Genomic DNA, 13,232 nt, shown 5'->3' on the forward strand with positions numbered 1-13,232 from the left:
AAGACGGCGGCTGGATTCGAATCATTTTACGAATAGATAACCTAACTTTTTATTATATTTATCGTCCGGATACTTCCGGCTCGAACTGTACTATCAACTAATCGATTGCGGTTTCGCAACTAGATTGATATTTAATCAGTAAATTTTAGCCAATTAGGTATTTATTTATTAAATAACAAAGACTTGATAAAAACATAAAAAACTATAAAACACGTAAAAATGCATTCTTTGAGGACGTATTTAGCAAATTGATAGGACAGGCGGTCAACACAAGCATGCATTTAGCTCAGTTATTAGTTGGAATAAGAACAACAGATGACAGCTATATCTCTGATTGAATTTTGCACTTATCAGTCAAATTATCAGCAAATACACACTGAATAGAAATGAGAGAGGAAGAATAAAAATGCAGCCTTCTAAACAGAAAGGCTGCAACAAAATCGTGTCAAAAATGGAAGGAACAGTGTACTGAACAACGTACTTAAATGTTCGACACGTAACTTGGAAAATCAACCTGCTCCCACAGTTGTCTGGATAACTCTGCTTTTGAATCCCATGCACCTTGCAGTACCCAATGAACAATAGCCTGAGCAACATCTGGGTATTTCACACTTTCGGCTTGTTGCTCCTTTAGCCACTGGCGTACTGCGGAAATGTCTAAGCTCTCCATCGACATCGCAAGCCCTAAATCTTCTAAGGTCGCAACATTGCTCTGCTGCTCGAATTGACCCGCGAGTGGCTTTAGTAACAATTTTTTCCCCAAAGACAAGGCTTCTGAAGGAAGCTCAAACCCACCATTAGCAATGACACCACTACAGCGATGCAAATGATGCTGGAAGTTGCTGTGGCATAAAGGGCGCAGTTCTATGTTTTCTACCTGCTCACATTCGATCACATCCGGGTGATAACAGATAAACGCTTGTTGATTAAAGTGGAACAATAAGTCCGAGATATCTTCTATCGATTCGAACGGCAGATACACCAACACGAAGTCGTCGTTTTCTGCTTGGCTATCGACGGTATGCACTATTGGTGGTAACAAAGGTTGATCAAAATGATGCCAATGCAAACCAAGGTGATGTTGAGAAGGCGCAAAGTATTCAATGACGGATTTATCTAACCAACTTGCTCCCTTTAGTGGCACCGGATAACGGAAAGCATTTTGGTGGCTAATACCAATAGAAGGCTTATTTTGTTGTCTCGCTGCCCACGCAGTCACAGGTTCGAAATCATTAATGATAAGATCGTAGGACGACAGATCGAGTTGCTTAACTTCTTTGAAAAACTGCACCAAATTGTTATTCAATGCTGTTTTCGCGTAGTTTACAGAGCCTTTTTCGGTAATAAAGGTGAAGCCTCGGCGAGTCTGGTAATCGCCAAATGCTTCCATTGAAAAGTATTTTTCCGGCGCTCGCCCAGAAAACAAAAAGTTGACCTCAACATTGTGCTCTTTAAACGCATGACTCATCGCCCTTGCGCGTGCAATATGTCCGTTTCCTGTCCCTTGAACACCGTACAAGATTTTCATCAATTAGCCTCCTAACATCGCAATCGCTAATCCACCACAAAGACTGCCAAGCAGTGCACCAATGATGACATCGGTAAAAAAGTGCACACCCAATAAGATTCGCGCGGTTCCGATTAAACTTGCCCAAAAGAATGCAGCAACGCCTAGGCTCGGATAGAAATGGTCAATCAGCGTCGCCATGACAAACGCAGCGGCAGTGTGTCCTGAAGGAAGACTGTAGCGATCGGAGGGAGTAATAAAAGCAGGAAGGAGTGCACTAAGCTCTTCAGGGCGACGACGCTTAAAACTATTTTTCAGCGTCCAATAAATTGGTAGCTCGATAGCAAAAGCAAGTAAACCCGCCAGTAAAAACCAGACTCCTTGCTCCTTATCTAAATACCAAGCTAATAAACCCAACACCAAGTAAAGATGCCCGTCACCACTGTGGGAGACTCCTTTGCTGATATTGGCGACTTGTTGATTAAAACGGTGCTTAAGACAAACACTAGAGAGCGCTAAATCAAACTTAGCAATGGTTGCAATTGGCTGTGTAATTGTCTCTATGGTTCGCATGTGACCTTTCCTTACTTTGACAACGCCTTTGTGTGAAAAGTAGGAGGTTTAGGTGACAACAGCATGACGGGAATTTGGACAATTAATGACAAAGGCCAAATTAAGGTGTGCCCAACAATTTATCTATTGGGCATAACCATAAAAATAGAACATTAAGAAGGGTTTGCTGGTTGCGGTTGAGGGGTGTCTATATACCAGACTTTTCTCTTCTTGCGACAGGCGCGCAAAGAGCCCGTCGTCATGTCGCCATCTTTTGTAAGCTCATAGCTCAGTGAGCGGCAAGTATAGTTTCCCGACAGTTCATGCTCTATACTCGTTTGCTCCGTTTTACTCGATTTAGGCTCTAGTAGAGGGTTAGGCTGAGTAGATAAAATGTCACGATTTATCACATTGCTGCGCGCATAATCCTTATGGACATAACCTTTTATCACTCCTTTCTGTTCAACGAGAAACCAAGGTTGATCAACCACTTTTGCTAGCACATTAAAGACTTCCCCTTTCGATAATACGCCAAGCTTTGCCCCTTCAAGACTCGGTTTAGAGCGTAGGTTTAATGTGGTCTTAGAGCGGTAAGAAACATCCATAAACTCTACTGGGTTTGAAGTATCGACACCTTCAGTGGTTGGTCGGAAAACTTCCGCTTGCTGTTTCTCACTAGGTTGAACGCGGATCTTCCACCAAGAATACGTTTCCGGATCTTTACCTTTAAACTTATTTCGGCTGTCAGACTCAAGGGCAACAAGCATCTGATTCAAGAACGATTCGCGTCCCTCATAACTCAAAAATCGATCCATTTGATCATTGATAACCATGACGCTCTGCGAGTGATCATTCATAACAACGGGGGAAGCCACTTCCACATAGGTCTGCGATTGAAACAGCTGACAACCCGACAAGCTGACCAGAGTAAATACTATGGCTGAACGTCCAAATTGTTTTGTTAACCTCATTCTTTCCCTAACCCTTATTTCTTTTACCTAGTGCAACTGCACTACTATAAATGGTCATTCAAAACTTTTGCCAAACAATTCGGACCTTTGTGTGACAAGTCGCAATCCCGATGCTTGTTTTGGTAATGAAACGTCGCAAACTTGATGAGAACTTACTTCTTCTAGCACGTTTCTATCGCATCATGTCGTTTCACTTAGTGCATCATTTTTTTCAAGCAAACGAAAAGACTCATCCGATATGAATAAAAAATCGACTTTAGGGTTGACGCGCTTCATGGAGTGCGGTACTAATTTGTTAACTTAATTATGTGGAAAGCTTAACAACTATGTCAGCTCATTTTTCTATCCTGCTTAGCCTCCTCCTGATCGTGACCAGTTCGCGCGGGTAGGCTGTGGAAGAAAAATAACCACACCAATTTCTAAGAACCCGCATGAGAATGCGGGTTTTTTTATATCTAAATACTGGAAGTAAACGATTCACTTGCGCAAAAGTGCAGAAATCAGGAAGGAAGCAAACATGAACGATCAGGTCATTATATTCGACACCACATTGCGTGATGGCGAGCAAGCGTTGTCAGCAAGCTTGACGGTTAAAGAAAAACTGCAGATTGCCTATGCGCTGGAAAGACTCGGCGTTGATGTTATCGAAGCTGGCTTCCCAATCTCTTCACCAGGTGATTTCGAGTCTGTACAAACCATCGCAAAAAACATAAAAAACAGTCGAGTTTGTGCCCTTTCGCGTGCCGTTGCGAAAGACATTGATGCTGCCGCTGAAGCATTAAAAGTGGCTGACCAATTCCGTATTCACACGTTTTTAGCCACTTCCACCATTCACGTAGAAGACAAACTACGCCGCAGCTACGACGATGTACTAGAAATGGCAGTCAACGCCGTTAAACATGCACGTAACTACACTGATGATGTCGAGTTTTCTTGTGAAGATGCTGGTCGTACTCCAATCGACAACCTATGTCGCATGGTAGAAGCCGCCATCAATGCAGGTGCGAGTACAATCAACATTCCAGATACCGTTGGCTACACCGTACCAAGTGAGTTTGGTGGGATTATTGAAACCCTATTTAACCGCGTTCCGAACATTGATAAAGCGATCATCTCCGTTCACTGTCACGACGATTTGGGGATGTCAGTTGCCAACTCTATTGCCGCCGTTCAAGCTGGCGCACGTCAGATAGAAGGCACGATCAATGGCATTGGAGAGCGAGCGGGTAACTGTTCACTTGAAGAGATCGCAATGATCATCAAGACTCGTCAAGAGTTTTTGGGCGTTCACACTGGCATTAAGCATGATGAAATTCACCGCACCAGTAAGTTGGTTAGCCAGCTATGCAATATGCCTATTCAAAGCAACAAAGCAATTGTGGGTGCAAATGCGTTTAGCCACTCTTCAGGCATCCACCAAGATGGCATGTTGAAGAATAAGAATACCTACGAAATCATGACCCCTGAGTCTATTGGCCTAAAAAACCAAGCTCTGAACCTAACCAGCCGCAGCGGTCGCGCTGCCGTGAAGAGCCATATGGATACCATGGGTTACAACGAAGACGAGTACAACCTAGACGCGCTGTATGCGGATTTCTTGAAACTTGCTGATCGCAAAGGCCAAGTGTTCGATTACGACCTAGAAGCCCTAATGCACTTCTCGAACTTGCGTGAAGAAGATGACTTCTACAAATTGAGCTACCTAAGCGTGCAGTCTGGCAGCGTAATGGCTACCACCAGCATCAAAATGCAATGCGGTGATGAAGAAATGTGTGAAGCAGCGGTCGGTAATGGCCCAGTTGATGCGCTATACCAATGTATCTACCGCGTGACAGGCTACGACATCGTTCTGGATAAATTCGACCTAACCGCGAAAGGTGAAGGTGAAGATGGTTTGGGTCAAGCAGACATCATTGCCAACTACAAAGGTCGCAAATACCACGGTACGGGTGTTTCCACCGACATCGTTGAGGCTTCCGGCCAAGCATTATTGCACGTTATTAACAGCATTCATCGTGCAGATAAAATCGAAGAAATGAAGCAGAAAAAGATTGCGACTGTGTAATAACAACCGGGCTACACGGCTCAGGAAAGAACACGCTCGTTGAAATAATTAAGCTCAAAATTAGAAAACTTAAAGGATTAACATGACAGACAAATCGTACAAAATTGCCGTCCTACCCGGTGACGGCATTGGCCCGGAAGTAATGGCGCAGGCACATAAAGTATTGGATGCAATCGAAAAGAAACATGGTATTGCGTTTGAGCGTGACGAGCATGATGTCGGTGGTATCGCGATCGACAACCACGGTTGCCCACTTCCAGAGAGCACAATAAAAGCATGTGAAGAGTCTGATGCAGTCCTATTCGGCTCGGTTGGCGGCCCTAAGTGGGAGCACTTACCACCAAACGACCAACCTGAACGTGGTGCCCTACTTCCACTACGCAAACACTTCCAACTGTTCTGTAACTTACGTCCAGCGCAAATTCACTCAGGTCTTGAAGCTTTCTCACCGCTACGTGCAGACATCTCGGGTCGCGGCTTTGACATCGTGGTAGTCCGTGAACTGACGGGTGGTATCTACTTCGGCCAACCGAAAGGTCGTGAAGGTGAAGGCGCAACAGAAAAAGCATTTGATACTGAGGTGTACCACCGCTTTGAGATCGAACGTATTGCAAAAATCGCTTTTGACTCTGCTCGTCTACGTCGCAAGAAAGTGTGCTCTATCGACAAAGCGAACGTTCTACAAAGCTCTATCTTATGGCGTGAAGTAGTCGAAGAAATCGCAAAAGACTACCCAGATGTCGAGTTGTCACACATGTACATTGATAACGCGACTATGCAGCTTATCAAAGACCCTGCTCAGTTCGACGTAATGCTGTGTTCAAACATCTTCGGCGACATCATTTCTGATGAATGTGCGATGATCACAGGCTCTATGGGTATGTTGCCATCAGCAAGTCTAAACGAAAGCAAATTCGGTCTGTACGAGCCAGCAGGTGGCAGTGCACCAGATATCGCAGGTAAGAACATCGCTAACCCTGTGGCACAAATCCTGTCTGCGGCACTGATGCTACGTTATAGCCTAGGTGAGGAAACGGCGGCACAAGACATCGAAACGGCAGTTTCAAAAGCGCTATCAGCGGGGGAACTAACGGGTGACCTTGCTGGTGACAACCCAGCACTTTCGACGTCTGAGATGGGCGATAAGATCGCTGAGTACGTCTTAAACTCTTAATACAAAACAGATTCATAATAAATACTAAATCCTCGGTCAACCAATGGCTTTCCTCTAAGTCATTGGTGCAATAGCAAGGCAGCAAGCCCATTTATATTAAGGCGTTTAGTTCGCTAAATAAGCTAAATAACTGGATAAACGGGTGTCGCTAACGCAGTTATTGCGGCAACGGCGATGAGGAAAGGAAGCAAACAATGGGCAAAACATTATACGAAAAAGTCTACGACGCACACGTTGCCGTCGCAGCAGAAGGGGAAAACCCAATCTTGTACATCGACCGTCACTTGGTACACGAAGTGACGTCTCCGCAAGCATTTGACGGCTTGCGTGAAAAAGGTCGTAAAGTGCGTCAGGTCAGCAAAACTTTTGCCACCATGGACCACAACGTTTCGACAACCACCAAAGACATCAACGCATCGGGTGAGATGGCTCGTATCCAGATGGAAACGCTATCGAAAAACTGTGAAGAGTTTGGCGTTACGCTTTACGACATCAACCATAAATACCAAGGTATTGTGCATGTTATGGGCCCAGAGCTTGGTATTACCCTACCGGGCATGACCATTGTTTGTGGTGACTCGCACACGGCTACACACGGTGCATTCGGCTCTCTCGCTTTTGGTATTGGTACATCAGAAGTTGAGCACGTATTAGCAACTCAAACGCTAAAACAAGCGCGCGCCAAAACGATGAAGATCGAAGTAAAAGGCAAAGTGGCTCCGGGTATCACGGCGAAAGATATCGTGCTAGCAATCATCGGTGAAACTACAGCAGCTGGCGGTACAGGCTACGTGGTTGAATTCTGTGGTGAAGCGATCACTGACCTTTCAATGGAAGGCCGCATGACCGTATGTAACATGGCGATAGAGCTAGGTGCGAAAGCCGGTTTGATTGCGCCAGATGAAACCACGTTCGAATACATCAAAGGCCGTAAATTCTCACCTCAAGGTGCCGACTTTGATGCAGCAGTAGAATACTGGAAGACATTAAAAACTGACGATGATGCTCAGTTTGATGCAGTCGTGACGCTAAACGCAGCAGACATTAAACCACAAGTCACTTGGGGTACTAACCCAGGCCAAGTGATCGCGGTAGATCAACCTATCCCAGCACCAGAAAGCTTTGCCGACCCAGTAGAAAAGGCATCGGCAGAAAAAGCATTGGCTTACATGGGCCTAGAGGCAGGCAAGTCATTGTCTGATTACAACGTCGATAAAGTCTTCGTTGGTTCTTGTACTAACTCACGTATCGAAGACATGCGCGCAGCCGCTGAAGTAGCGAAAGGTCGCAAAGTCGCGCCTCACGTTCAAGCGCTGATCGTTCCTGGCTCTGAGCAAGTAAAAGCGCAAGCAGAAGCGGAAGGCTTGGACGTTATCTTTAAAGAAGCGGGCTTTGAGTGGCGCCTACCAGGTTGCTCGATGTGTCTAGCAATGAACAATGACCGTTTGGGCCCACATGAACGTTGTGCGTCTACTTCAAACCGTAACTTTGAAGGCCGCCAAGGTCGTGATGGCCGTACCCACCTAGTGAGCCCTGCGATGGCAGCGGCAGCAGCAATTGCTGGTCACTTTGTAGATATTCGTGAACTAGACTAAGGAGCAAACCAATGTCAGGCTTTAAACAACACACAGGCTTAGTTGTTCCTCTAGATGCAGCGAACGTTGATACTGATGCCATCATTCCAAAGCAGTTCCTACAAAAGGTCTCCCGCCTAGGGTTTGGTAAGCACCTATTCCATGACTGGCGCTTCCTAGACGATGCTGGCGAACAGCCAAATCCAGAGTTCGTGATGAACGCACCTCGCTACCAAGGCGCGTCTATCTTGCTGGCTCGTGAAAACTTCGGCTGTGGCTCATCTCGTGAGCACGCACCGTGGGCACTAGCGGATTACGGCATCAAAGCGATGATCGCACCAAGCTTTGCCGATATTTTTTACGGCAACTCGATCAACAACCAAATGGTGCCAGTTCGTTTGACTGAACAAGAAGTGGATGAAATCTTCCAGTTTGTTGAGGCAAATGAAGGTGCAGAAGTCGAGGTCGACCTAGAAGCGAATGTCGTTCGAGCCAACGGCAAAGAATATGGTTTTGAAATCGATTCGTTCCGTCGTCATTGCTTGCTAAACGGTTTGGACAACATTGGCCTAACCCTTCAACACGAAGATAAGATTGCTGAGTACGAAGCGAATATTCCAAGCTTCTTGCGTTAAGACGCGTTAGTAAATACACAAATCAAGGGCTGGCAATTGTCGGCCCTTGATTTGTTTTGGGTGACTGATCTCATATCGCTTTGCTTACAGAATACCGAACGCCTCTGTTGAAATTCGTCATCCTGAACAGCGACGAAGGAGCGTGATTCAGGATCGACTACCAGAGCGCACTGTACAGATTCATACTGTCTTTACTCAAGAGTTTGTGGGTATTAGATTCCTGATATCGCTTATGCTCCTCGGAATGACAGCGAATAAAGGCCACTGATTACTGAAAGAAAACAAGCACTAAACTGGTCTACACTATCAACAATATCTCATTCAAAGGTATCTCTATGAAGCGTCTGTTATTGCTGTTGTGTGCTCTGGTTTCTTTCTCGACATTGTCCGCGCCTAAATCCGACTTATGGCCATATTGGAAACAATCGAATCAAGCCAACCAAACCCAAATTTCTCATCAAGAATGGCAACAACTGCTCGATACTTATTTAGTTGAACAAGGCGAGAATACCTTGTTTCGTTATAGCCAAGTCTCCTCTGTCGATAAAACTAAGCTGAAACAATACATCCAGCGTTTGGCAAAACTAGACCCTCTACAATACAACCAAGCAGAGCAATATGCCTATTGGGTAAACCTTTACAACGCCATCACGGTAGATCTTATTTTGGATAACTATCCAGTCGAATCAATCACCAAGCTAGGTGGTTTATTTAGCTTTGGTCCTTGGGGAGACGATGTGGTCGTGGTCAATGGGAAGGATCTAACTTTAAACGATATTGAACATCGAATTTTGCGTCCAATTTGGAATGACCCAAGAACGCATTACGCGGTTAACTGTGCCAGCCTAGGATGCCCTAATCTGCAATCTCAAGCATTCACTGCTGACAACACGCAAGCTCTACTGGATAGTGCCGCCAAAACATTTATCAACAGCAGCAAAGGCGTATCTATCCAAGGTAACACGGCACAGCTGTCTTCTATTTATGATTGGTTTGCAACGGACTTTGGTGGAGAAAAACAAATCTTCAAACACATCGCAAAGTACGCACCGCAATACAAAAACTTCTCTGGCAAAGTGAAATACGAATACGATTGGGACTTGAATCAAGCCAACTAAACTGGGGGATGTGAGGTCAATTAGCATTAGGGACATAATAGGCCAAAAGCTAAAGACACCGGCAACTCAAAGACTAAGACATGAAAAAAAAGGGCACTGAGTGCCCTTTTTTACATCCAAATGTTTGATAGAAAACGTCCGACTACTTAAAGCCTTTAACCTTCTTAATAAGATCGTAAGCGTTTTGAATCTCTTGAGATTTCTCTTTCGCGACGTTCATCATCTCTGGTGGTAAGCCTTTAGCCATCAATTTGTCCGGGTGATGCTCGTTCATCAGTTTACGATAAGCACGCTTAACGGTTTTACTGTCTGCATCTGAAGACACATCCAGAATTTTGTACGCGTCGGCCAACTGATCCGCTTGTGAAGCTTGTTGCCAGCTACCACCTGAAGATTGGCCTTGATGCTGACCATGAAAACCGCCCTGGCTTTGGAAACGAAATGCGGCTTCTTGCATTTGCAAACGACGCTCTAATTGCTCAGAAGAGAAACCCAAACCACGTGCAATCTTGTGTAGTACATTTCGTTCACTCGGGTGGATCGAGCCATCTGCAAAGGCCGCCGAGATTTGCAGCTCTAAGAAAAATTGCAACAAGTCAAAGCGACCAGCTGTCGAAATTTTCACACGAACAAGAACATCTTCTAACGGAAAGTCGCTGTCTTTACCTTCACGAAACGCGTCTTGCGCTGCGCGACGCTGTTCGCCATGCAAATTCATGCGGTCCATCATGGCTGAAGCCAGTTGGATTTCCTCTTTGGTGACTTGGCCTTTCGCTTTTGCCACATGTCCCATTACCGCAAACGCCGCTTTAAAAAACTCTTCTTGGCGCTGAGCTTGACTTGGCCCTTTTCCAAAGCCGCCAGTAGAGAACCCGGCTTGACTCAAGCGACGTGCTTTATCGAATTGATGGCCAATAAATAAGCCAAAGAGTAAACCTAGCGGCCCGCCAAGTAACAAGCCAAAAAAGGCACCCAGAATTTTGCCAAAAATATGCATTATGTGTTCTCTATCAATGAATTTTTATCGACGACGGCGGTCTTATAGTGCCGGATGCAACGATTTCCTTTATGATAATGGAATTAGTTTTATTTCGGCTAGGCCATTTCGCCTGCTTATCTTTGCAGCTATTTTGTCGTCATTATGCCACAGTGAATCAATACGCTGGGATAAATGCGACTATAGTTGATTCATTTGGCTATTACGCTAGGGTACAACAAGCCCTATAGCCATCGAGTAGTAGTGACACAGGAAAGTTCAATTCAATGCAACATTTCTCCCGCACATTTTTAGCGGCCTCTATCAGCACCGCCTTGTTTGTACCCACCACTCAAGCTGAAGCGAATATCCATGATAGTGTGCAGGAAATGCCCGCCACAGATCAATGTTTGGTCGATACAAGTGGCGAGGAGGACGCTCTTAATACCCCAGTAGTGGTAGAAGCTGACACCCTGCAAGCCATCAATGGTGACAAAGCTCAGTACTCAGGTAATGTACAAGTCACCCAAGGCCAGAAGAAAATTACCGCAGATAGCGTAACGCTGCACCAACAAGACAACGTCGTGGTTGCCGAAGGCAACGTGACTTTCAATGACGGCCAAGTCAAAGCTCGATCTGATCGTGTTACTAACGACATTAATCAAGATACGTTTTCGCTTGAGAACACCGATTATCAGTTCCTTTGCCAACAAGGCCGAGGCACTGCAGCCTATATCGCTCGCACAGGTCAGTCGGTTTATGAACTCGAAGACGGCTCTATCACATCGTGCCCTCAAGGCGATAATTCATGGCGATTGGTTGCGTCAGGCATCGATGTTGACCAAGATGAAGAGACAGCGACGCTGCATCATCCTCGATTTGAAGTGTTAGATGTGCCTGTTTTCTATGTGCCGTATCTAACCATGCCAATTGGAGATACGCGCAAAACGGGTTTCCTCTTCCCTTCTTTATCGTACGGTTCTAGTGATGGTATGGAAGTCGAGGTGCCATTCTATTGGAACATCGCGCCTCAATATGACATGACACTCACCACGCTCTATATGCAGCAACGTGGTACAAAACTCGATACTGATTTCCGCTATCTAACAGATGGTTGGGGAAATGGGGAAATCAAAGGCGAATACCTCAATAGTGATCGCAAATATCAGGACGAGTCTCGTTGGGGCTACCAAGTTAAACACGACGGTATCATCAATAAACAGTGGATAGTCAAAGTCGATTACTCAAAAGTGAGTGATATTGATTACTTCCTCGATCTCGACTCCGACATTGGTAACCGTGAAGATGGTCAACTGGTTCAAGAAGGACAAGTACAATATCGTTCTGACTTCTGGGATGCCTCGTTAACCGTTCGTGACTTCCAAATCTTATTGAAAGAAGAGAACCGCCCTTATCGCCTGCTTCCTCAGTTAGACTTGAACTACTACACGCCGTTGTGGGGAGATTACCTTAACTTTGACGTGAAGAGCCAAGTCAGCCGCTTCGATACGAGCGATGCTGCGCGACCAAATGCGACCCGTGTTCACATTGAACCAGGGCTTACATTACCACTCTCAAACTCATGGGCAACGTGGACAACAGAAGCGCGTGTGCTCTCTACGTATTACTCTCAAGACTTAACGGGTTTGACAGATGTAAACTTGCAAAACCAGTTGGATGATGAAGTTTCTCGTGTTATTCCTGAGTTCCGTACGCATGCGCAACTTTACTTAGAGCGAGATACAAGCTGGATCAAGGGCTACACACAAACACTGGAGCCTCAGCTGCAGTACTTGTACGTACCTGAAGAAGATCAAACCAACATCTACAACTACGATACCACCTTGCTACAAACCGACTACTACGGGCTATTCCGCAGTCGTAAGTACAGTGGCATTGATAAAATCGCCTCGGCGAACCAGTTAAGCTACGGTGCGAGTACTCGCTTCTTTGATGATGACTATAAAGAGCGTCTTAACGTTTCATTTGGTCAGATTTACTACTTCGATAAAAAGACCAAACTGAGCAACAGCCCAAATCTTCCGGATGAGACAACCAATTACTCATCATGGGCAATTGAAGCTGATTTCAACTACAACGATTACTTGTTCTATCACGGTGGAATTCAATACGATATTGATTTGAGCTCCATGCAGTTGGCAAACAGTACCTTGGAATACCAATTCAACGGCGGCTTTATTCAGGGTAACTATCGCTACGTTACGCGTGAATACATCGAAGATACGATCATTCTCGAAAACCTAGACACAATTACTCGTAAAGGTATTTCTCAAGCAGGTATTGTAGCGGCCTACGAGTTCAACCCGAACTGGTCTGCGAGTGGTCAATACTACTACGACCTCAATGAAAATGCGGACCTAGAATGGTTAGCTAGCCTACGTTACCAATCTGACTGTTGGTACATTGGCGTCACTTACTCAAACCAATTGCTTGGTTGGGAAGACCAAGCTATCGGCAGCACCGGGGCATCACCTGAATACGAAAATAACTTCAGCGTTAACTTCGGTATTCAAGGCTTTGCGACCAACCAGCGTGAAGACACTGCAGTCAAAGAACTGGATGGTTCTGACAACGCGATTAAGTACGGCCGCCCATTCTATCTGAACAATTAATCAAAATAGGCGTCTTAAATGAATAAG

General features: G+C 45.4%; 10 protein-coding genes. 6 read left to right on the forward strand and 4 right to left on the reverse strand.

Annotation, left to right across the window (positions count from 1 at the left end; genetic code table 11):
- Positions 1-481: 481 nt before the first annotated feature.
- The 3 genes from R7Q11_RS09110 to R7Q11_RS09120 all read right to left on the reverse strand — a co-directional run bounded on the left by R7Q11_RS09110 (position 482) and on the right by R7Q11_RS09120 (position 3,030).
- The gene (locus tag R7Q11_RS09110) at positions 482-1,528 is read right to left on the reverse strand and encodes an MJ1255/VC2487 family glycosyltransferase (protein ID WP_054576647.1); all 1,047 of its coding nucleotides are present in this window, start codon (positions 1,526-1,528) and stop codon (positions 482-484) included.
- Positions 1,529-1,531: 3 nt separating this feature from the next.
- Positions 1,532-2,080, reverse strand: a complete 549-nt coding sequence (locus tag R7Q11_RS09115; RefSeq protein WP_005379690.1) for a phosphatase PAP2 family protein — start codon at positions 2,078-2,080, stop codon at positions 1,532-1,534.
- Between the two features lie 152 nt (positions 2,081-2,232).
- Entirely contained in the window at positions 2,233-3,030 is a 798-nt protein-coding gene (locus tag R7Q11_RS09120) for an SH3 domain-containing protein (protein WP_047101941.1), read from the reverse strand.
- Positions 3,031-3,547: 517 nt separating this feature from the next.
- On the opposite strand from R7Q11_RS09120, the gene leuA reads away from it, so the two are divergent.
- The 5 genes from leuA to R7Q11_RS09145 all read left to right on the forward strand — a co-directional run bounded on the left by leuA (position 3,548) and on the right by R7Q11_RS09145 (position 9,596).
- Positions 3,548-5,095: a 2-isopropylmalate synthase gene (gene leuA, locus R7Q11_RS09125; protein ID WP_005379685.1), complete on the forward strand. Its 1,548-nt coding sequence runs from the start codon at positions 3,548-3,550 to the stop codon at positions 5,093-5,095.
- An 82-nt stretch (positions 5,096-5,177) separates the two neighbouring features.
- Positions 5,178-6,269, forward strand: coding sequence for a 3-isopropylmalate dehydrogenase (leuB, locus tag R7Q11_RS09130; RefSeq protein ID WP_017820268.1), 1,092 nt, complete (start codon positions 5,178-5,180; stop codon positions 6,267-6,269).
- Positions 6,270-6,463: 194 nt separating this feature from the next.
- Complete coding sequence (gene leuC / locus R7Q11_RS09135; protein ID WP_005379681.1) at positions 6,464-7,864, forward strand: 3-isopropylmalate dehydratase large subunit; 1,401 nt, start codon at positions 6,464-6,466, stop codon at positions 7,862-7,864.
- Between the two features lie 11 nt (positions 7,865-7,875).
- Entirely contained in the window at positions 7,876-8,478 is a 603-nt protein-coding gene (gene leuD, locus R7Q11_RS09140; RefSeq protein WP_005383071.1) for a 3-isopropylmalate dehydratase small subunit, read from the forward strand.
- A 335-nt stretch (positions 8,479-8,813) separates the two neighbouring features.
- Positions 8,814-9,596 carry a DUF547 domain-containing protein gene (locus tag R7Q11_RS09145; protein ID WP_005383074.1) on the forward strand — a complete coding sequence of 261 codons (783 nt, stop codon included), beginning with the start codon at positions 8,814-8,816 and terminating at the stop codon, positions 9,594-9,596.
- Between the two features lie 142 nt (positions 9,597-9,738).
- Here the strand turns inward: R7Q11_RS09145 and djlA are convergent, their stop codons facing one another.
- Positions 9,739-10,593 carry a co-chaperone DjlA gene (gene djlA, locus R7Q11_RS09150; RefSeq protein WP_005383076.1) on the reverse strand — a complete coding sequence of 285 codons (855 nt, stop codon included), beginning with the start codon at positions 10,591-10,593 and terminating at the stop codon, positions 9,739-9,741.
- A gap of 266 nt (positions 10,594-10,859) precedes the next feature.
- Between djlA and lptD the strand changes: the two genes are divergently transcribed.
- Positions 10,860-13,205, forward strand: coding sequence for an LPS assembly protein LptD (gene lptD, locus R7Q11_RS09155; RefSeq protein ID WP_005379673.1), 2,346 nt, complete (start codon positions 10,860-10,862; stop codon positions 13,203-13,205).
- Positions 13,206-13,232 lie beyond the last annotated feature (27 nt).

The organism is Vibrio sp. 970 (assembly GCF_033339075.1).